A 20,991-nucleotide genomic window follows, 5' to 3' on the forward strand; every position below is an offset into this window, starting at 1 on the left:
ATTGCAGCAACCAAAATGGATCTGGGAACTGACGTTAATTTTGGTTCTTTAACCCGTGATATGTTCAGCCACCTGAAGGAACAGGAAAATGTAAATCTTTATTTTAACCATGAAATCCGCGATCTGAAAAAAAATAAGGATGACAACTGGATCGTTAAGGTTAAAGATTTGGAAACCAATGATAGCCGTAAGCGCACGGCAAAATTTGTGTTCATCGGCGCTGGTGGAGGTTCCTTGCCTTTGTTGGAAAAATCAGGTATTCCGGAAGGAAAAGGCTTTGGCGGATTTCCGGTAAGTGGCCAGTGGTTAAAATGTACGAATGATGAAATTATAGCCAAACACCATGCAAAAGTATATGGAAAGGCAGCTGTAGGGGCGCCTCCAATGTCTGTTCCGCATTTAGACACCAGGATGATTAATGGCAAACAGGCATTACTCTTTGGGCCATATGCAGGTTTTTCTACAAAATTTCTGAAAAACGGCTCATTTCTTGACTTACCCAAATCAATCAAGTTTAACAATATCCGTCCGATGATTTCTGCGGGATTGCACAACATCGATTTAACAAAATATTTAATTGATCAGGTAAGACAATCTCCTGAAGACAGATTAGACGCATTAAAAGAATATTTACCTCAGGCTGAATTAAAGGACTGGGAATTGGAATATGCCGGACAAAGGGTTCAGGTGATTAAAAAAGACGCAAAAAAAGGCGGGGTACTGGAGTTTGGTACTGAAGTGGTCAGTGCTGCTGATGGTTCAATTGCAGCTTTATTGGGTGCATCACCTGGTGCCTCAACTGCAGTTTCCATTATGCTGGAATTACTGGCGCGTTGTTTTAAGGAAGACCTCGCTACAGATGAGTGGCAGGCCAAGATCAGAGATATGATCCCCACTTATGGTCAGGAATTATCAAATGATGCGGAACTTTGTAAAAAAACCAGGGAAAGAACTTCTAAAGTTTTGGAAATAGAAAATACCTGATTGGTTTCAGGATAGTACATAAAAAAGGGCGAAAATAATTTTCGCCCTTTTTTATGTTTGAACTATTAAGATGTGGTTTAGGCTGCAATAACTTCTGCAACTTCATCTGCAGAGATGTCACTGTGTGAGGCTTCTAAAACACATTCACTATTTTTTATCAATAAAATTTGTGGGGACTGGTGTGCCACCTGAAATACTTCTGCTATTGCATTGGAAATTTCGCGATAACTGATCAGATCCAAAAAGTAAAGTGTTGTATCTTCAGGAATCACGTCCCAGTTAAATTCAAAATTTCTTTTTGCCATCATCGAAATGGAGCAACGGGTACTGTGCTTAAAAATTAAGCTATAGCCTTCTGCACTTTTAATTTCGTTTAACTGATCCAGTGATGTTAAATTAACCCAAGTCATAGTAAATATTGTTTATAGGGATAACAGTTGCATGAAGGTAATGTTCTGCAAATGACCTAAAAATGAAAATTAATAAATGTGTTTGTATTTAGTTTCTTCTGCGTCTGCCTTCAGGATAAGAGCTGTATGCCGGGCAAAGTTTAGAAGAACAGGATTCTAAAATGGTAATGGTGCAAAACACCGCCAATAATAAGATGGCTACTTTTTTCATCAGATGGTTAATTTAATTCGCTAAGGTACAAATAGTTTGTGAAAGCACAAGGTTAAATGTTTGTCGCGAAATCAGCCATTTTGATTGCTGTGATGGCCGCTTCATCTCCTTTATTACCATGCTTTCCGCCTGCACGATCCTGAGCCTGCTCCAGGTTATTGGTGGTTAATACCCCAAAAATAACAGGTTTGCTATATTTGATACCGACATTGGTTACGCCCTGTGCTACGGCATCGCAAATAAAATCAAAATGCTTGGTATCACCCTGAATCACACAACCTAAACAAATCACGGCATCAATATCACTTCTTTTGCTTAATAATATTTCTGCTCCTCCGGTTAATTCAAAGCTTCCGGGAACGGGCAAAGAAATAATATTTTCTTCCTTCACACCATTTTCTATTAAGGTTTTTAAAGCACCATTGTATAAAGCACCGGTAATTTCAGCATTCCATTCGGCTACAATAATTCCAAATTTATAATTGGCACCATTGGGCACCGTGGTATGAGAGAAATCAGAAAGATTTTTAAGTTGTGTTGACATGGCGTAAAGATAAGGCTAAGCTTTGAATGTTGGAAACAGAAATGTTTAACAGTTGTAAGTTTTGATCAGGTTAATTGTATACCGCTGTAAGTTGCGCCTACGGGAATGATCTTGTTGCCAATCCAGATCTGGTTCCTGTCAAACTTTGTAATTTGATTTTTAGCTACGATGAATGCCCTGTGGCAACGGATGAACGCATTTTTAGGCAAAAGTTCTGCTAAATCGTTAATTGTGATTCTTGAACTTAACAATTTATCTTTCAAATGGATTTGCGTATAGTTTCCCGAAGCTTCCATGTAGAGAATATCAGTCAATTCTACTTTAATCTGTTCATAACCGTCTTTTATAAAAATATAACTGGCTTTGGCTTCTGTTGTCTGATTGCGAAGGTTATACAACTCGTTCGCCTTATTGCAGGCTTTTAAAAAACGGGAAAGTGAGAAGGGTTTGAGCAGGTAATCAACCGCATCCAGTTCAAAACTTTGTACCGCATGTTCGGTGTATGCCGTTGTGAAAATCACCATTGGTGGGTTACTTAAACTTTTCAGGAAATCAATACCACTGATGTCTGGCATTTTAATATCCAAAAAAATCAGGTCGACCTTATTTTCCTGCATGAAACTGATGGCCAGAAAAGCATCGGTAAACGTTTCTGACAACTCTAAAAACGGCACTTTCGCCGCATGGGATTTTACAATATCCAGCGCAATGGGTTCATCATCTATGGCAATAGCTATCATCCTTATGTATTCAAGGCAGCAATATAATTAAGATTAATCTAACTGTAAGGTTAAATGAACAAAAAACTCTTTGGCGCTTTCACGGATAATCAGTTCGTGTTTGCCATAATAAAGCATTGATAAACGCTGTTTCACATTTTCCAGTCCGATGCCACTTTTTAATTTTTCAGGATCATGATCTGCCTTGATGTAAATGCTGTTGCTTACATCGAAATACAGGGTGTTTTCTTTTGTCTGCAGGGTGATTTTGATATAGGAAGGCTGCTGCAGGCTGATTCCGTGTTTAAAAGCATTTTCTATGAAGGGAATCAGTAACATGGGGGTAATTTGAAAGTTATTCAGTTGTTCCTCAATATGGGTGTTAATGTTAATATCTGCTGACCGTGATGTTCTGAGCTGCTGTAAATCGATATAATTGTTCAGGTATTCCACCTCACGCATTAAGGAAATCTTATCCTGCATATTTTCATGCAGCATAAAGCGCATCATGTCTCCGAGTTTCTGAATTCCCTCGCCGGTTCGTTCTGCATTTTCCTGTAAGGCCGTACCAAATAAAGTGTTGAGGGCATTGAACAGAAAATGTGGATTAATCTGAGACTTTAAGAAGCTTAAACTGGCATCCGATTTTCCGAGTTCAGTTTTCAGCATTTGTATTTCTGTCTGCTTTTCAAACTTATTTTTATAAATATACCAGGCGGCTGGGGTAGTGATACAAACCAAACTGATCAATGTTAATATTAATGCCAGTGGAACTGCATTTCCGCCACCCATAAAACCGGCAAGTAAAAGAAGAAGTAACGGAATGATGAGGGCTGATAAGGCTACGTTTCCCCAAAAATAGCGTCCAAATCCCTTCATTTCCTTTCGAAGGTTAGGGATAATATGGTAAATGGAAAGAAAGGCCAGAATTACATTTACCGGTGGTGCAATGAGCCAGAATACTAAAATTTCGTTGTCAGATTTAGCTGATATCACTGCCATCAAAATCATTAAGGATATTAACCATATTTTGGCGGCCATAAATATTTCGGAAATAATGCTCTTTCCATAGCTTTTCAGAAACTGAATTTTATTGATGAGTGCCAGTCCCTGTTCATTAAAATAGGCATACACATTAAAAAGGAGGTAGAGAAAGAAAATGTAGGTAAAGGCCTCACCGAAAAAAAGACCATACCCATGATTTAAATCGTGAAATTCGATTAAACGATAGGCTTGCGAATAAGTATTGGCAACCATCCAGGTAATCACTGAAATAGCGGTAACAATAACTGATAAAATAACATTCAATGCGATGTTATTTTTTCGGGTTAACTGAGGCATAAAACAGAAATTAAAAAGCAGGAAACTGATGTATACAATGCTGATTTTGAATAACTCAGGAAGAAAGAAATTTTCTATTACAGAAAAATCAATCCCACTCTCTTCAAACCGGTAGCTGTTTCCAGAACCATAAGTAGTTTGTGAGCAAATACTGATTAGCGCCAGAATGTAAAGGGTGGTAGAAATCCAGAACTCCAGCTGGTTAATGTTTTTTGCTTTATCGGGTGGGGCAATTTCAGATAATACGTACATGTGATGCTAAATTATACTGCAATGCTACAAAGAGTTATTTATTTGTGATTTAAAATGTGATGGATGCATTAAAAAATGTGATGAACGGAAGATTTCTGCGTTTATGGATCTAAAGCATAAATAAGAATATTTCATTATCTTATTATCTTTGCGCAAATAATTCACTCATTAAATAATTCACTAATTCATTCATTTAATAATTAACCCATTCACTCACTCAATAATGATATGATCGTTTACGGAATCCCAAATTGCAATACAGTAAAAAAATCCCTCGACTGGTTAAAGAAAAATAAAATTGATTTCGAGTTTCACGACTTTAAGAAAAAAGGGATCACTGCAGAAAAGCTAAATGAATGGTGTGCTGTGTTCGGTTGGGAAACGGTGTTGAACCGCAAGGGCCTGACCTGGAAAAAACTCAATAAAGAAGAACAGGCCAATATCAATAACCAGGAGAAGGCCATTGCTTATCTTATTGAAAATACAAGTGCCATCAAGCGTCCCGTTATTGAAAAAGATGGGCAGGCGATATTAATATCTTTCGATGAAGCACTTTATGTTCAAACACTAACCTGACACATTTGTTGTATTGTTAAAGTTTGTTAAAAGCGGGCTTTAAAAAATTTACTCCATTACTTTTGATATATGTATAAGCTGATCATTTTTATTCTTCTTGCCCTGCCTGTTGGCGTTATTGCGCAAACCGTAACCACTGGTACTGTGTTCGATTACTCAAAGAAAACAATTTCTTTACCTGGTGTTTCCGTTCGCAACCTGAACAGCAAAAAAACGACCAGCACCAATAGGGAAGGTAAATACACTATTGCCGCTACCATTGGCGATTTGATAGAATTCTCGGCAGTGGGTTACCATACTGATACCTTATACTTAACCAATTTATTAAACAGAACCATTTACCTCCCTGTAAAATCTAACAGCCTGGCTGATGTGGATGTGAGAGGCGTAAGAATGAATAGTCAGATTACAGATGCCAAAGATCCGCTGGCAGAAAAATATACCTTATTGAGTACAGGCGGAAATCTGAACAGAAAAAGGATGACAGATAAAGTAGGGGGTTTAGGTCTGAACCTGGGTTACGGGAAGTACAAAAGGCAACAACGTAAAGAAGCTGAACTGGAAGAGAAAGATATGTATCAGGAAGAGATTGATGCAAATTTTAGTGAGAAGGCCATTACAGATTTAACTAAACTGCAGGGCGAAGACCTTAAAAGTTTTATGATCATTTATCGCCCGTCAATAGAACAGATAAAATCAGAAAGACCTTATCGTTATGATTATTATATCTCAAGAGCATTTGTTGCCTGGCAAAAATTAACTCCACAGCAGAAAAAATTACAGGATTTACCAAAATTAAAGGTCAATTAATAAAAGCCTGATTTCTTGCGGTAACATTATAAGCACATATGTAGTCGTATGTGCTTATTCTTTATATTTACAGCTTCTTTGCAACTTATTCACATGAAAATAACCAGACTAATCGCAATTTGCGCTTTTAGTTGTGCTTCGGCTTTACCTGCTTTTGCACAACAGGCTGCACCAGTATCCAATTATAATCCGGCAGATGCCTTTGGACCCCTGTTCTATACACAAAATGGAAATGAATTTCGTTCAGCCAATGGTGCGCCAGGAGTGAAGTACTGGCAAAACCGGGTAGATTATAACATCACCGCCAATTTAGATGAGGCACAAAACCTGGTTACAGGTTCTGTAACCTTAACCTACAAAAATAACAGTCCGGATCAGTTACCGTATTTATGGTTACAACTGGATCAGAATACATTTAAAGAAAATTCCCGTGGTAAACAAATTACGCCTGCCCGTAGCCGTTATGGTGCACAAGGTGAAAAGTTTGATGGCGGTTACCAGATTAAAGATGTAAGTGTATCCAAAAAATCAGGTGCGGTAAAGTTTACTTCATTAATTGAGGATACCAGGATGCAGATTCGCCTTGATCAACCTTTAGCGGCAAATGGCGATGTCATTACCATTAAAATTGATTATGCTTATGTTGTCCCGAAGGAAGGATCGGATAGAACGGGTCATTTAACGACTAAAAACGGTGAAATTTTTGCCATTGCGCAATGGTTCCCGCGGATGTGTGTGTATGATGATGTGCTGGGATGGAACACTTTACCTTACTGGGGTGGCGGTGAGTTTTATTGCGAATATGGGGATATTAACTTTGCCATTACAGCACCTGCCAGTCATATTGTAATGGGTTCGGGTGAGCTTTTAAATCCATCGGAGGTATTTACGCCAGAACAATTAAAAAGATGGAATGCAGCAAAAAACAGTGATGAAACGGTTCACATCCGTACAGAAGCAGAAGTTACTGATCCGAAATCTCGTCCGGAAAAAGATAAATTAACCTGGAAATATAAGATTATCAATGCACGTGATGCCGCATGGGCTTCATCAAAAGCCTTTGTTTTAGATGCGGCAAGGATTAATTTACCAAGTGGTAAAAAGGCACTGGCTGTTTCTGCACAACCTGTAGAAAGTAATGGCACAGATGCTTATGGAAGAGGTGTGGAGTATGTAAAAAGCACCATCGAACATTATTCTACCAAATGGTTTGAATATCCTTACCCCATGGCTGTTAACGTAGCTACAAACATTGGTGGGATGGAATATCCAGGCATTGTTTTCTGCGGATGGACTGCCAAAAAAGGCAGTGCATGGGGCGTGATTGACCATGAATTTGGCCATACCTGGTTCCCGATGATTGTTGGTTCAAACGAACGCAAATTCGGCTGGATGGATGAAGGTTTCAATACCTTTATCAATGGCATTTCATCAAAAAACTTTAATCATGGAGAATATGCCCAACGTGCTGCTAATATGAATGCCATTGGCAAACAGGTGATTGGTAACCCGAAATTTGAAAACATCATGTTAATGCCTGATGGGATGACTGAAGCGAATATTGGCATTAACCTATACGCCAAACCGGGATGGGGATTGAATATTTTAAGAAATGAAATTTTAGGCGAAGATCGTTTTGATTATGCCTTCCGCCAGTATATTAAAAACTGGGCCTTTAAACACCCTACACCGTATGATTTTTTCCGTTCAATGGAAAATGGGGCCGGCGAAGATTTAGCATGGTTCTGGAGAAGCTGGTTCTTAAATAACTGGAAAATGGACCAGGCCGTAAGTACCGTTCAGGAAGTTAAAACCACCGATGGAAAGCTTACCGGATATACCATTAAAGTGCTCAACCTCGAAAAAATGCCGATGCCTATTATTCTTCAGGTGAAAACAAAAAGTGGTAAAACCGATATAGTTAAAGTTCCGGTTGATGTATGGATGAAAAACACCAGCTGGCTGGTTCGTTATCCAACTACTGAAGAAATTGTTTCAGTTACTTTAGATCCGGATAAGGTTTTACCAGATAGTAATCCGGATAACAATACCTGGACGGCAGGATCAACCGGTGAATAGTGAAAGCACAGGATATACTGATGAGATATAGCCGTAAATAAACGGAATTTATATTTAAGCCCGGCCATTTGTTTGCCGGGTTTTTTTATGGCAATATTTCTACCATTTGATCCAATTAAATGAATAATTTAGTTTCTGAAATTTAATAATAATGGAAAATAACCACTTAGAAATAACGAATCCGGAAGGAATATATGATCCCCGTGCACATGCTTACTCGCATGTAGCTACCGTATCAGCCAAAGACATATTGGTTTTTGTAGCGGGGCAGGGTGGAAGTAGAATGGATGGCATCTTAAGTGATGATTTCAGAACACAGGTAAAGATCGTTTTTGAAAATATTGGGATTGCGCTCGCCAGTAAAGGTTTGAATATGCAGCATATTGCCAAACTGACTACACTGGTTGTAGACTATGACGATGAAAAACATCAGATCCTGATTGAAGAATCAACTAAAATCTGGCCAGACTTGAAATTTCCGGTGAATACCCTTATTCCGGTGGGCAGGTTAGCACTGGATGGGATGTTAATAGAAATTGATGCAACTGCTGTTAATGCTTAAATGATGGATAAATCAGCTGAACGAAAAAATGTTTACAAAGTTTATGATAAGATTGCGGATTGGTATTCAAAAAATCGATCTCCTTCGATAGGTGAAAAGAACTATCTGGATGAACTGATACAATTTCTGCCTTCAGAAGCTGAAGTTTTAGATTTAGGCTGCGGAAATGGTAAGCCCATCATGGAATATCTACTCCAATCAGGATTGAAAGTGACAGGTGTAGATGCCAGCGATAAAATGCTTGAACTGGCAAGAGCAAGTTTCCCTGCCGAAAATTTCATACTTGAGGATATGCGAAAACTTCAATTGGGTAGAAAGTTTAGTGCCATTATTGCCTGGCACAGTTTCTTTCATCTGCCTGCCGCAGATCAGCCTGATATGTTCAGGGTTTTTGCAGAGCACCTTCATGATAAAGGTATTTTGTTGTTCACTTCAGGAACAGAAAATGGTGAGGCCTGGGGCTTTATAGGAGGTGAGGATTTATTTCATGCCTCCCTGGATACATCAAGGTACGAATCCATTTTATTGGAAAATCATTTTAAAGTACTTAAATATCAGGTTAATGATCAAAGCTGCGGTGGAGCAAACGTCTGGATGGCACAATATTCTCCTGATTTGGGAGCTGATAAAGGTTAATTATTTTAGTTTACCTTTGTGCAAGGTATTAATCCATCTTACCAAATTCACCTTAACAACCACCTATGGCAGAAATACAAAAGAACAATCCCTTACACGGTATTACATTAGAAAAAATTGTAACGGATCTGCAGTTGCACTATGGCTGGGAGAAACTGGGTAACTTAATCAGGATCGATTGTTTTACCAACAACCAGAGCATTAAATCAAGTTTAAATTTCTTGCGTAGAATGCCCTGGGCACGTAAAAAAGTGGAAGATCTATATTTGACTACCTTTCATCAATAGAAATTTACTGGTCAAACTCTTTTTCCAAACCCTGCCTCAAATCAAACAGCAACCACTGTTTATTTTTGATATCAGCTTCTTTGTTTTTCAATAATTGTATAAAATCTTTTACTCCAATTTCTTCATTTCCATTTCCGTGAATCAGTACAATACTGCCGGCATTTGGCTGCTGCCCTTTGGCCAGCCAGGCATCGCTGCCAACCGGGATTAAGCCATAAGCTTCAATTTTATTCACGATGCGCTGATCGGATACCAAACCCGGAAACCGGAAAAATACGGAAGGTGTTAAGCCATTTTTCAGCATCAGTTTTTCATTTTCTAAAACTTCAACATCTAAATTCGTTCCCGGAGCCAATAAAAAGTTTTCTGCTAATGGCAGGGTATTTACGTCATGATGATAAGAGTGATTTACCCAGGTAATATCCAGCTCGTTTTTCTGCACCAGACTTTTCAGCCAGTTCAGATCATCCTGGTGTTTTAACATCCATTTCCCCGATACGGAAATGGCGATAGGTGCAGGTTGTTCTATTTTTTTAAATTCATCAAAAACCGACTGAAAGATAATACGATCCAGATTTTTATGTGAAGGACAAAGATCAATGGTAAGTGCAATCCCTTTTTCCTTAGGAATAGCATGGTCTATCCCTGCATTTTGCAATTGTAAGTCTTTTGTAGCTGCAGCCTGCAAGGATTTTATATATGGGCTGTTCTTAAATGTTGCCATTATTTCCGGCCCTTTTAAACTTCTGGTATTATAACTGCCAGCCAAATCCACTTTGGTATCCAGTGTTTCTGTATTGACCAGTAATAAATATTTTTGAGTTTTATTAACGAAACTTCTGATGGCTAGGTACTTATCAGTGCCTTTGACCGCAATAGAAAAATTAGCTTTATACTGTTTGATCTGATCAAAATTCTGTCCGAAACTATTGGTGCCAATGAATGGCATCATCATCAAAACAATGTATAGCGATCTGGATAATTTCATTATTCCTTATTTAAAATCTTTCTAATTTAGTCTAAAAATTTTATCTTTACCAAAGAAGGTCATGAACAAAGAAAAGGTAAAATTATGGTTTAAGCGTGTAGGCTTAATCGGTTTTTTATTCTTCCTGATTAAGGGATTGATCTGGCTTGTGGTATTTTATTTTATTGGCAAAAACGTTACTTAAAAGTAAAAAGCATATTCGCCAGAAAATTCCAGACAAATACAATTACAATTGCGAAGAATTTCGCCATATAAAAGTTTGTTCCATTCTTTCTCTGGTGAAAAAGGTAAATAATAAATGTATTTAAGCCTAACCCAATTAAGCTCACCACCAGAAATTTACTAAATTCAGTTCCCCAGTGTACATTTGTGCTTTGAAAGGTCCATACCCGGTTAATTAAATAGTTATTGGTTACTGCAAGGCTAAAGCCAATGGCATTAGCCACATATTTATTTACTTTGACTTTTTCTTTAAAAAGCCAGGTGGCACCAAAGTCGATGGCCATTCCTAGCAAGCCTGTCAGGCCGAATTTTATAATGCGAAAAAATACATCCATATTAATGCAGTTTAACAAGATAGAAATGTTCTAAAACCTGAGCGCGCGTTTTCGCATTTAAAAATTTACCTGTTAATTTGGTGATGTGAAAGTATTCAAAGGACTTTAAAACTTCAGCACCGTATTCACTTTTTAATTTTGTAAGTTCCACTTCTGGCACATAGATTACCAAATTCTGCTCATGTTTAATCTTGTCTAAATCCTCATAATTATGTAGATACTTCACTTCTCCAGGCGCATAAAAATCAAAAGAAAAAGCATCGATATAATTTAAAACAGCAGGTTTTGCAGTTGGATAATTTTTTTTTAGCCATTCACCGGCAATGCCTCCAGACTGGTATTTCAAAATTGCAGGGTAGAAGAAGATAAAAAGGAAAAGCATCAATTCTACCGAAACAAATGCACTTCTTGCCATAATAGTTTCTAATTTTATTCCTTTGAAAAAAAGAAAAGAACCTGCTAAAACTACCAGTAGCATCCCAATCATTAAATAAGGATAATCGAAGCCGTAAACTATGCTCAAAGCAGAAAGTAATGCAAAAACCAAAATGGCTAATACATTTTGCACATTAAAGAAAACCTTAAGGCTTTTACCTTCCAGCTTTCTTAAATATAATGCCGTTATGATCGAAAACTGTGGGAAGACAATTAATATATAATGCGGCAGCTGAAATTTGGATAAAGAAAAGATTAAAAAAGTAACGGCAGCACTTGCCCAGATCATAATGCTTTCAGGTGCTAAGTTAATGCGGTTTTTTTTCTTAAAAAGATTGATAACAGCTGTGTAGAATAATATTGACCAAGGCAGGAAAGCCCAAAGCGTGGTGTGCAGGAAGAACGAAATATCGCCTTTCCCTTTAATGGGGCCATTGTTAAAAAAACGGCCAAACTGACTGTCCCAGAAGAAAAATTTTAAGCCGGAAACCCCTGTTCTTTCAAAAACAATTTTTTCCGGATGGAGATCAAACTGGGTGTAAAGCGCATAAAGTTCCGGTGTGATGAAAACAAAAATCAATACAATTGCAATCCACCATTTTGGCTGCCACAATTGTTTGTATTGCTTAGTAAATAGCCAGTAGATAATAAAACCGGCAAAAACAGGAATCAGTACAAAAATACCCTTAATCAAAATGGCACAGGCAGCGAAAAATGAACCTGCAATCAGGTGCCAGAAAGAGCCCTGATGTGCTTTATGATAATGATAAATGGAAGCAAGGGTAAAGGTGGTAATATAAATCTCTGCCCTGACATCAAAAGTGGAGGTAATGATGTGAAGTGCACTCAAAAAAATTACTGCGGAAATTAAACCTGTTTTCTCATCGTAAATATCTTTGGCGAGTTTAAATAAATACCAGGCTCCTAGCAGGCCGAAAAGAAATGAAGGCAGTTTATAGGCAAAAGCTGATATGCCAAAAACTTTAAAAGATGTGGCGGTAATCCAGAAAGTTAAGTGTGGCTTATCCAGCCAGTCGGCACCCCGGCCATACAGGTTAAACCAGTCCTGAAACAGGATAATATTTTTCGACATGGAAGCGTATAATGCGCCGTCGGGTTCCATTACGCCTCCGAATAAAGCCGGTATGCTTGCCAGTGCAAGGAAAACGATCAGGAATTGATATAGTGTGGTATCCTTTAAATTCATTTTAATTCGAACAAATATGAGCAAAAAAAAGTCAAATTTCTTTAAGCTTTCCGATTAACAGCGGCAAAGCCCTATCTTTGAGGCATGACAAAGTTATCGGTTAACATCAATAAAATTGCTACACTTCGCAACAGCCGCGGGGGTAATAATCCTGATTTGGTTAAGGTGGCATTAGATTGTGAACGTTTCGGTGCCCAGGGGATTACAGTGCATCCCCGCCCGGATGAACGTCACATCAGGTACCAGGATGTATATGACTTGAAGGCTGTTATTGCCACTGAATTTAATATTGAAGGGAATTGCCGTGAAGATAAATTTGTAGACCTGGTTTTGGCCAACAAGCCTGCGCAGGTTACTTTGGTGCCAGATGCCGAAGGTCAGATTACTTCCAATCATGGTTGGGACACTCTTAAGCATCAGGACTATTTAAAAGAAATGGTTGCAGTTTTCCAAAAAGAAGGTATCAGGGTTTCCATCTTCGTAGATCCTGTAGTGGAAATGGTAGAAGGTGCCGTAGAAACTGGTACAGACCGCATAGAACTATATACAGAAGCTTATGCGCATAATTATTATGCAGATCGTGAGAAAGCGATTGTAAATTATATTGCTGCTGCCCATCATGCCAATCAATTAGGCCTGGGTATCAACGCTGGTCATGATTTAGATTTACATAACCTGCATTACTTCGCCCAAAGCATCCCTGGTTTACTAGAGGTATCCATTGGTCACGCTTTAATTAGCGATGCACTTTATTTGGGGCTGGAAACCACTGTTCAGAAATATTTGCAACAACTTTTATAGTTGAAAGTTAAAAGTATAAAGTCAAATTAATTTATTAGGCTTTCTACTTTAACTCTTCACGCTAAACTTTCAACTTCAATATGTTAAAAGGAATTATCCTTGTTTTTTTGGGTGCCTGTAGCTTTGGTATCCTCTCTACATTTGTTAAACTGGCTTACCACGAAGGCTATACTTTAGGAGACGTAACCGGTGCGCAGGCATTTTTTGGTGCGGTGATTTTATGGGTTTTATTTTTCATTCAAAGCAAGACATCAACATATCGGGCAAAAGAAATCAAAATCATTACGCCCTGGTGGAAAATGATCATGGCAGGAACCTGTACCGGACTTGTCAGTATTTTTTACTATCAGTGTGTTAAACTGGTTCCAAATTCTGTTGCCATCATTTTGCTGATGCAATTTATCTGGATGAGCATTTTGCTGGAGTTCCTGATTTTTAAGAAGAAGCCGTCAGGCTTGCAATTAGGTGCAGTTCTGCTGGTTTTAGGTGGAACAGTTCTGGCGAGTGGAATGCTAGAAACCAGTATTTCAGCATTAAACCTTAAAGGGATTGGTTTTGGTTTGTTGGCTGCCCTTTGTTATGCCGGCTTTTTAATGCTAAGCGGAAGAATCGGCAATGAATATCCAACATTGAAAAAAAGTGCCCTCATGATTACCGGGGCTTGTATATTGATATTTATTATTTTCCCGCCTGCATTTTTATTCAATGGTGCTTTAGCTGGCAGCCTGTTAAAGTGGGGGTTAATCATTTCCGTTTTCGGAACAGTTATTCCACCGCTGTTTTATGCCGAAGGTGTACCCAAAATCGGTACAGCACTAAGTTCAATATTAAGCGCAGCGGAGCTGCCGGTAGCAGTGATGATGGCTGGCTTTGTATTGCAGGAGCAGGTATCTTTTTTGCGATGGATGGGTGTGGCGATCATCTTATCGGCCATGATTTTGCCAAATCTGAAGTATTTGAAGCGTAAGGCGTAAGTTTTTAACCGCAAAGAATGGAGGATTAAAACGCAAATAGCGTAAAGTTGGGAGGCTGAAACAAATGATAACCACGGGGTAAACAGAGAAAAAAGGTACAGAGCACACCGGGGTATGGCGTGTAGTTCGTTTTTACTTTCTTTGCATTTAACTAGCTTGCGCTCTGTTTCCTCTGTGAAATCTCCGTGCCCTCTGTGGTTAAAATTGAAACGAAACAATGTGCACCCTTTGCGGTTAAACTAAAATTAAATACCTTTAAAAGCAAATGATACAACCATGAAAAAATTTACCGTTTATATATTATCGCTGATTATTATCGGTTTAGCCGGATGTAAAACCAAAGTTACCATTAATCAGGATGAGGCCGGGGAGGTGATTACAGAATATTTGAAAGCCAATCCAGAATATAAAACCATCCGTTTTAAATTTGGTGAGATAAAATTCAACAGTACCAACGATTTATTTGAACTTGGAAAATATAAGTCTTTAGCCAGTAAGGGATTAATTACTTTAAATTTAAAGCAGGCAAAAAAGAAATTTCTTTCAAAAGACAGCAGTTTTGTTTACCAGATTAACCTAACGGATAAAGCCAGTTCAATGGTGTTGAAACAAGATGCAGACCGGGCAACTGTGAAAGCTGTAGAATACGTTTTAGCAGATGAGAAGCCTGTTAATTTTGAACAGGTGAATTCCAGTACAGCGAAGGTTACCGTTTCGTTAAAAATGATAACCACTGATTTTGAGCCTTTTGATAAAGAAGCGAACAAGAACAGCAATTTTATCACCAAAACCTATAAATTAAAGCTGGATAAAGAAGAAGGCTGGCGCGTACAAAAATAAGTTTTTGTAAGAATGGCTAAAGGGGATTGTATTTTAACCGCTTAATTTTTATGCTTCAAAAACCAGGTTTTAAATTTTTTAAATAAATCTGTCTTTTTTGGTCTTGATTTACCATCATGTGTCAGTTCATGATCATAATGATGTTGTAAATCTTTTCCGTATTTTTTTTCTGCCGCGTTACCGGACTTTAATTCATCAATAAAACAAAGTACATTATCGTTTAAAGTACTGTTAAAAGAAACGGCAAAGTATTCGCTTCTTTTAACTGGTTTTTTATTCTGATTAATTTCATTGGCACCATTTTCAGCAAAATAATCAACATGATGAATCAGTGGATTTAGTTTTTTTAATCGCCTGGTTCCTTTACGTTCATTTCGCCAGGGATGCTCTTTTTTATATAGCTGTGCTAACAGGAAATCTTTTTTCCAAAGTGTAACCTGATGTGACATCAAGAAATCTGAAGCTTTATTGTCTATTGTAGCAATGTTGAAACCCTCCATAAACTGATCAGTTACTAAGGTTTTATATACACTGGCGCTATGAAGCTTGATCTGCTTACAGTCGTGCTGCTTTGCATAATCAAATAATTGCTTAAAAAAATCAGAATTTACCGGTTTGCTTAACCACATATCTTCCTGGAAATAAAGGATATATTCTTCTTCTAAGCTGTTTAATAAGGTAGTTAGCCGATCAGCCCATTCGCCTTGGCCCGACTTAATTTTCTTAAAGCCTGATATTGTTGCATCCTTAACTTCAGTGGCAAAATAATAATTACATGGAATCTTAAAATCCCAGTTTCTGGAGAAGAAGATGTCAAAGCCTGGGTAAAGAAATTCATATCGGTCACAGGTATGAACCAGTAAGGCAATATTATGGTGAGGTTCTGACATAAATAGATTTGTTGCCAAAGCTACTAAAAACCTGGATTTTGTCTATTATTTCACTACGAAAATATGACGATCCATATTATCTTTTGATACCTTAAAGTAGTTGCCTTTTTCTTACCTTTGCGGGAAATTTATTATTCATACCGCATGAGCTTAAATATCCATTACAAGGAAGATTTTCAAAATCGTCATATTGCACCTAATGAGGCAGATACAGCCGAAATGTTGCAAACTGTTGGCGTAAATTCTATTGATGAGCTGATTGAACAAACTGTTCCGGCAACGATTAGGTTAAAACAGCCTTTAAATTTGCCTGCAGCAAAGTCAGAAACGGAATATCTGGGTGCTTTAAAACAAACTTCATTACTAAACAAGGTTTTTAAAAGCTTTATCGGTCAGGGTTATTATGATACGATTACGCCAGGTGTAATTTTACGCAACGTTTTTGAAAATCCAGGATGGTATACACAATATACGCCCTATCAGGCAGAAATTGCACAAGGTCGTTTGCAGGCCCTGTTAAATTTCCAAACGATGGTGATTGATTTAACCGGAATGGAAATTGCCAATGCCTCACTTTTAGATGAAGGTACAGCTGCGGCTGAGGCGATGTTTATGCAATACAGTACACGTAAAAATCAGGCGGCTAAGAAATTCTTCGTTTCTGAATTACTTTTTGCGCAAACCATTGATATTTTAAAAACCCGTGCCAACCCTTACGGTATTGAATTGGTTATTGGCAGTCATCTGGATTTTGTAGCTACTGAAGATTTCTTCGGCGCAATTGTGCAGTATCCGGCAGGTAATGGTGAAGTTTTTGATTACAAAGATTTTGCATCAGCACTGCATAATCAAAATATTAAATTAACGGTTGCAGCTGATATTTTAAGCTTAACCTTATTAACGCCTCCGGGAGAATGGGGTGCTGATATTGTGGTCGGTACAACACAGCGTTTCGGTATTCCGATGGGTTTTGGTGGACCGCATGCGGCATTTTTCGCAACCAAAGAAGAATACAAGCGTTCAATCCCAGGCCGGATCATTGGTGTAACCATTGATAGCCACGGTGATTATGCTTTAAGGATGGCTTTGCAAACCCGCGAACAACACATCCGTAGAGACAAAGCAACTTCTAACATTTGTACCGCACAGGCATTATTAGCCATTATGGCTGGCTTTTATGCCGCTTACCATGGTCCGGAAGGTTTAAAAGCCATTGCAGAACGTACACATGGTTTGGCCGTTAGCTTGGCTTCAACATTAAAGGGCTTAGGTTTTGAACAATTAAATTCCGCTTATTTCGATACGATTCGTTTTGATTTAGGCGACTTAAAAGGTGGCATTCAATCTGGTTGTATCGATAACGAGATCAACTTAAATTATGATGGAAACATCGCTACCATTTCAGTTGATGAAACGACTACTTTTGAAGATGTGGTTTTAATGGCTAAAATCTTTGCTAAAGTTAAAGCCGTAGCGGCTGATCAGGTGGAAGTGGTTGAAAAAGTGGAAACGGTTATTCCTTCAGCTTTGCAGCGTACTTCGGCTTATCTAACGCACCGGATTTTCAACTCTTATCATTCAGAGCATGAAATGTTGCGTTATATCAAATCATTAGAAGCAAAAGATTTATCGCTTTGCCACTCCATGATTGCTTTGGGTAGCTGTACCATGAAATTGAATGCAACAGCAGAAATGATTCCGGTAACCTGGTCTCACTTCGGTCGTATTCATCCATTTGCACCGGCTGATCAGGTGTTGGGTTATTATTCCGTTTTTAACGAACTGGATAAATGGTTGAGTGAAATTACGGGTTTTGCAGCCATGAGTTTACAGCCAAATGCTGGTGCTCAGGGAGAGTATGCAGGTTTGATGGTCATTCGTGCTTATCACCATGATCGTGGAGATTTCCACCGTAATGTGGCTTTAATTCCTGCTTCTGCACACGGTACTAATCCAGCTTCTGCGGCAATGGCCGATATGAAAATTGTAGTGGTTAAATCTCTTGAAAATGGAAACATTGATGTGGAAGATTTAAAGGCGAAAGCTGAATTGCACAAGGATAACCTTTCGTGTCTGATGGTTACTTATCCATCAACTCACGGTGTATTTGAAGAAAGCATTATTGAAATCTGCGAAACCATCCATGCCAACGGCGGACAGGTTTACATGGATGGTGCAAATATGAATGCACAGGTTGGTTTAACCAGTCCGGCTAATATTGGTGCCGATGTTTGCCACTTGAATTTACACAAAACTTTCTGTATCCCTCACGGTGGCGGTGGTCCGGGTATGGGTCCAATCGGTGTGGCAAAACATTTGGTTCCTTATCTTCCGGGGCATGCTGTGGTTGATATTGATAAAGGAAAATCAATTTCTGCAGTATCATCGGCACCATGGGGCTCAGCTTCAATCCTGATTATCTCTCATGCTTATATTGCCATGATGGGATCAGAAGGCTTAACCAATGCTACGAAATACGCAATCTTAAACGCAAACTACATGAAAGCGCGTTTAGAGCAGCATTATCCGGTACTTTATTCAGGTGCTCAGGGACGTTGTGCACACGAGATGATTTTGGATTGCCGTTCATTCAAAGCTTTTGGAATTGAAGTAACCGATATTGCGAAACGTTTAATGGATTATGGTTTCCACGCACCAACCGTATCTTTCCCGGTTGCTGGAACCTTAATGGTGGAGCCTACTGAATCTGAACCTAAACATGAGTTAGACCGTTTTTGTGATGCTTTAATTGCGATCAAAAAAGAAATCGATCAGGTGGAAAACTTAACTTTTGATAAGGTTGATAACCCGTTGAAAAATGCACCGCATACGGTTGCTGTGATTACGGCGAATGAATGGGAACATGCTTACAGCCGTCAAACCGCTGCATTTCCATTGCCTTACGTGTTAGAGCGCAAGTTCTGGCCATCAGTTGGCCGCGTGAATGATAGCCATGGCGACCGCTCATTAATTTGTGCCTGTCCGCCGGTAGAGAGTTATCTGGAAGAAATCGTTCCTTAAAAAGGTTGAGGGTATAATGTCGGAAGGTTTAAGGTTTTTCCTTTCTAAAGCCTAATTCTTCCTGGCAAAAAGTACGAAGCAATCTTCATTAAATAAATTTATCTGCAAGTTTTGTGAAATCATTTTCACCAAGCTTGCAGATTTTTTTTGCTGCTACTCCTGTAAGGTTCAATTATTCGAATTAAAAGCTCCGAAATGCCATAATATCCCCGATGGATCGTGAAGAAAACATTCACTTCCCCAGTCTTCATTTCGGATGGAACTTAATTTTACATTTTCATATTTAGCTGGTAAATCTAATGCTGTGAGGTCATTATAAAATTGGTTTACATCTGCAACTTCCATAAAGATCATAGTGTTATCAACCCAATCTTTTACGTAAGCATTTTGCAAATAAAAAGCCAGGTCACCCATTTTAAAAACAGACATCCCATCGCCTAAAGCAGTTTCCTCAAATCCTAAATCCTTATAAAAATTTCTGGATGTTCCGAAATCTTTTGCGCCAATAAAAGGGCGCATTGATTTTACCTGTTTATTCATTTGGTCAATTTTAAATTAAAAACATTGTTATTTCCTGCAATGCAGTATCAATTATATTAATATCAATTGTAACCCAAGATTAAGAAATATCGTCTGATACCGCAAATAAAATCAAAATGAAAAAAATTCTTACGTTATTCATATTAACAGCCATTACTTTTAGCTTTAGTCAGGCACAAACTTTTGAATCTAAAGTAGATGGTTTACTTAACCAAATCTTTAAAGATAAAAACGGACCCGGCGGTGTATTTTTGGTCGCCAGAAATGGCAAATCCGTATACCAAAAAGCTTTCGGTAATGCCAATATTGAATTAGGTGTTAAAATGCAAACTCAAAACGTATTTCAGCTGGGATCAATGACCAAACAATTTACGGCCATAGCCATTTTAATGTTGGTTGAACAAGGGAAAATAGATTTGCAAAAACCCATTTCAGCGTATATTCCAGATTACCCTATGGGCGATCAGATTACAGTTCATCATTTGCTTACCCACACTTCGGGTATAAAGGATTTTACTAAAATGAAATCCCTCAATCAGATTGCACAACAAAATTTATCTCCAAAACAGATGGTCGATTTTTTTAAAAATGAGTCTGTGGATTTTAATCCAGGAGAAAAGTTTGAATATAATAATTCTGGTTATGTAATTCTCGGATATCTCATTGAACTGGTTTCTGGCGATACCTATGATAATTACCTCAATAAAAATATCTTCAAAAAAATTGGTATGAAGCATTCCCGTTATGCATCTGATGTGGCGATTATAAAAGACCGTGCTTATGGTTATCAGCAGAAAACATCGGGCTACGTGAATAAAACCGCTATTAGTTTTAGTATTCCATTTTCATCTGGTGCCTTAATGTCTACGGTTGATGATATGTTGCGCTGGCAAAATGCCTTAAACAGCCGGTTAATCCTTAAATCTGAAACCATCAAAAAAGCATTTTCGAAATATAAATTAAATAGTGGCGAAACATTTAATTATGGATACGGATGGCATTTAAAAGATATTAATGGCGTAGCTACCAGAGAACATGGAGGCAGTATTTTTGGATTTAAAACAATGGGGGTATATATTCCCGAACAGGATATTTATGTGCTCGGGTTAAGCAATTGTGATTGTAATTCGCCCACACAAGTGGTTAAAGATATTGCTACACTAGCATTAAATACATTCGGGAAAAATTAATTTCAATTGCATTAAACTACTGCAATAATCTGATGTCCATAGAATGATTTTAAATAAATCTATTACATTTGAAAAAGTTAACATAGGTCAATAATAAAGGATAAGCCTTCATTATATCTTTGTATCACAATTAAAAA

The 20,991-nt window shown here is 38.1% G+C and carries 23 protein-coding genes; 13 read left to right on the top strand and 10 right to left on the bottom strand.

Annotated features, from left to right (window positions below):
* Positions 1–984, top strand: a 984-nt coding sequence (locus CBW18_RS19415; protein WP_140418719.1) for a malate:quinone oxidoreductase, incomplete at its 5' end; no start/stop codon positions are given.
* Between the two features lie 77 nt (positions 985–1,061).
* Here the strand turns inward: CBW18_RS19415 and ytxJ are convergent.
* The 5 genes from ytxJ to CBW18_RS19435 all read right to left on the bottom strand — a co-directional run bounded on the left by ytxJ (position 1,062) and on the right by CBW18_RS19435 (position 4,461).
* Entirely contained in the window at positions 1,062–1,394 is a 333-nt protein-coding gene (gene ytxJ, locus CBW18_RS19420; protein WP_088303031.1) for a bacillithiol system redox-active protein YtxJ, read from the bottom strand.
* An 88-nt stretch (positions 1,395–1,482) separates the two neighbouring features.
* The gene (locus CBW18_RS21760; protein WP_255353659.1) at positions 1,483–1,605 is read right to left on the bottom strand and encodes a hypothetical protein; all 123 of its coding nucleotides are present in this window, start codon (positions 1,603–1,605) and stop codon (positions 1,483–1,485) included.
* A 52-nt stretch (positions 1,606–1,657) separates the two neighbouring features.
* On the bottom strand, positions 1,658–2,149 hold the full coding sequence (gene ribH / locus CBW18_RS19425; RefSeq protein WP_088303032.1) for a 6,7-dimethyl-8-ribityllumazine synthase: 492 nt from the start codon (positions 2,147–2,149) through the stop codon (positions 1,658–1,660).
* Between the two features lie 65 nt (positions 2,150–2,214).
* Positions 2,215–2,889, bottom strand: coding sequence for a LytTR family DNA-binding domain-containing protein (locus tag CBW18_RS19430; protein ID WP_088303033.1), 675 nt, complete (start codon positions 2,887–2,889; stop codon positions 2,215–2,217).
* A 33-nt stretch (positions 2,890–2,922) separates the two neighbouring features.
* Positions 2,923–4,461: a sensor histidine kinase gene (locus CBW18_RS19435; RefSeq protein WP_216359273.1), complete on the bottom strand. Its 1,539-nt coding sequence runs from the start codon at positions 4,459–4,461 to the stop codon at positions 2,923–2,925.
* Between the two features lie 228 nt (positions 4,462–4,689).
* Here CBW18_RS19435 and CBW18_RS19440 point away from each other — a divergent pair, with 228 nt between their 5' ends.
* The 6 genes from CBW18_RS19440 to CBW18_RS19465 all read left to right on the top strand — a co-directional run bounded on the left by CBW18_RS19440 (position 4,690) and on the right by CBW18_RS19465 (position 9,411).
* Complete coding sequence (locus CBW18_RS19440) at positions 4,690–5,037, top strand: Spx/MgsR family RNA polymerase-binding regulatory protein (RefSeq protein ID WP_088303034.1); 348 nt, start codon at positions 4,690–4,692, stop codon at positions 5,035–5,037.
* A gap of 69 nt (positions 5,038–5,106) precedes the next feature.
* Positions 5,107–5,847 carry a carboxypeptidase-like regulatory domain-containing protein gene (locus CBW18_RS19445; protein WP_088303035.1) on the top strand — a complete coding sequence of 247 codons (741 nt, stop codon included), beginning with the start codon at positions 5,107–5,109 and terminating at the stop codon, positions 5,845–5,847.
* A gap of 93 nt (positions 5,848–5,940) precedes the next feature.
* Complete coding sequence (locus CBW18_RS19450; protein WP_172406586.1) at positions 5,941–7,926, top strand: M1 family metallopeptidase; 1,986 nt, start codon at positions 5,941–5,943, stop codon at positions 7,924–7,926.
* Between the two features lie 151 nt (positions 7,927–8,077).
* Positions 8,078–8,488: a RidA family protein gene (locus CBW18_RS19455; RefSeq protein WP_088303036.1), complete on the top strand. Its 411-nt coding sequence runs from the start codon at positions 8,078–8,080 to the stop codon at positions 8,486–8,488.
* Positions 8,489–9,124, top strand: a complete 636-nt coding sequence (locus CBW18_RS19460) for a class I SAM-dependent methyltransferase (protein ID WP_253249091.1) — start codon at positions 8,489–8,491, stop codon at positions 9,122–9,124.
* A 65-nt stretch (positions 9,125–9,189) separates the two neighbouring features.
* Entirely contained in the window at positions 9,190–9,411 is a 222-nt protein-coding gene (locus tag CBW18_RS19465) for a VF530 family DNA-binding protein (protein WP_088303037.1), read from the top strand.
* A 4-nt stretch (positions 9,412–9,415) separates the two neighbouring features.
* Here CBW18_RS19465 and CBW18_RS19470 read toward each other — a convergent pair whose 3' ends face one another.
* A complete protein-coding gene (locus tag CBW18_RS19470; protein ID WP_088303038.1) occupies positions 9,416–10,399 on the bottom strand; it encodes a polysaccharide deacetylase in 984 nt (327 codons plus the stop codon).
* A gap of 61 nt (positions 10,400–10,460) precedes the next feature.
* On the opposite strand from CBW18_RS19470, the gene CBW18_RS21765 reads away from it, so the two are divergent.
* Positions 10,461–10,583 (top strand): hypothetical protein, encoded by a 123-nt coding sequence (locus CBW18_RS21765; RefSeq protein ID WP_010602346.1) that lies wholly within the window; start codon positions 10,461–10,463, stop codon positions 10,581–10,583.
* Here the strand turns inward: CBW18_RS21765 and CBW18_RS19475 are convergent.
* Both CBW18_RS19475 and CBW18_RS19480 read right to left on the bottom strand, forming a co-directional pair.
* Positions 10,576–10,956, bottom strand: coding sequence for a GtrA family protein (locus tag CBW18_RS19475; protein WP_088303039.1), 381 nt, complete (start codon positions 10,954–10,956; stop codon positions 10,576–10,578). The genes CBW18_RS21765 and CBW18_RS19475 overlap by 8 nt on opposite strands.
* A gap of 1 nt (position 10,957) precedes the next feature.
* A complete protein-coding gene (locus tag CBW18_RS19480) occupies positions 10,958–12,598 on the bottom strand; it encodes a glycosyltransferase family 39 protein (RefSeq protein WP_088303040.1) in 1,641 nt (546 codons plus the stop codon).
* Between the two features lie 84 nt (positions 12,599–12,682).
* Between CBW18_RS19480 and CBW18_RS19485 the strand changes: the two genes are divergently transcribed.
* The 3 genes from CBW18_RS19485 (at position 12,683) to CBW18_RS19495 (ending at position 15,213) form a co-directional block, all read left to right on the top strand.
* Positions 12,683–13,399, top strand: a complete 717-nt coding sequence (locus CBW18_RS19485; protein WP_088303041.1) for a pyridoxine 5'-phosphate synthase — start codon at positions 12,683–12,685, stop codon at positions 13,397–13,399.
* An 80-nt stretch (positions 13,400–13,479) separates the two neighbouring features.
* Entirely contained in the window at positions 13,480–14,373 is an 894-nt protein-coding gene (locus CBW18_RS19490; RefSeq protein WP_088303042.1) for a DMT family transporter, read from the top strand.
* A 276-nt stretch (positions 14,374–14,649) separates the two neighbouring features.
* Positions 14,650–15,213, top strand: a complete 564-nt coding sequence (locus tag CBW18_RS19495; RefSeq protein WP_088303043.1) for a hypothetical protein — start codon at positions 14,650–14,652, stop codon at positions 15,211–15,213.
* Positions 15,214–15,254: 41 nt separating this feature from the next.
* Here CBW18_RS19495 and CBW18_RS19500 read toward each other — a convergent pair whose 3' ends face one another.
* Positions 15,255–16,103 (bottom strand): hypothetical protein, encoded by an 849-nt coding sequence (locus CBW18_RS19500; RefSeq protein WP_088303044.1) that lies wholly within the window; start codon positions 16,101–16,103, stop codon positions 15,255–15,257.
* A gap of 144 nt (positions 16,104–16,247) precedes the next feature.
* On the opposite strand from CBW18_RS19500, the gene gcvP reads away from it, so the two are divergent.
* Complete coding sequence (gcvP, locus tag CBW18_RS19505) at positions 16,248–19,124, top strand: aminomethyl-transferring glycine dehydrogenase (RefSeq protein ID WP_088303045.1); 2,877 nt, start codon at positions 16,248–16,250, stop codon at positions 19,122–19,124.
* 168 nt (positions 19,125–19,292) lie between these two features.
* On the opposite strand, the gene CBW18_RS19510 is transcribed toward gcvP, so the two are convergent.
* A complete protein-coding gene (locus CBW18_RS19510; RefSeq protein ID WP_088303046.1) occupies positions 19,293–19,664 on the bottom strand; it encodes a glyoxalase in 372 nt (123 codons plus the stop codon).
* 116 nt (positions 19,665–19,780) lie between these two features.
* Between CBW18_RS19510 and CBW18_RS19515 the strand changes: the two genes are divergently transcribed.
* The gene (locus CBW18_RS19515) at positions 19,781–20,854 is read left to right on the top strand and encodes a serine hydrolase (protein ID WP_088303047.1); all 1,074 of its coding nucleotides are present in this window, start codon (positions 19,781–19,783) and stop codon (positions 20,852–20,854) included.
* Positions 20,855–20,991 lie beyond the last annotated feature (137 nt).

Source organism: Pedobacter sp. AJM (assembly GCF_002197755.1).
Classification (GTDB): Bacteria; Bacteroidota; Bacteroidia; order Sphingobacteriales; family Sphingobacteriaceae; genus Pedobacter.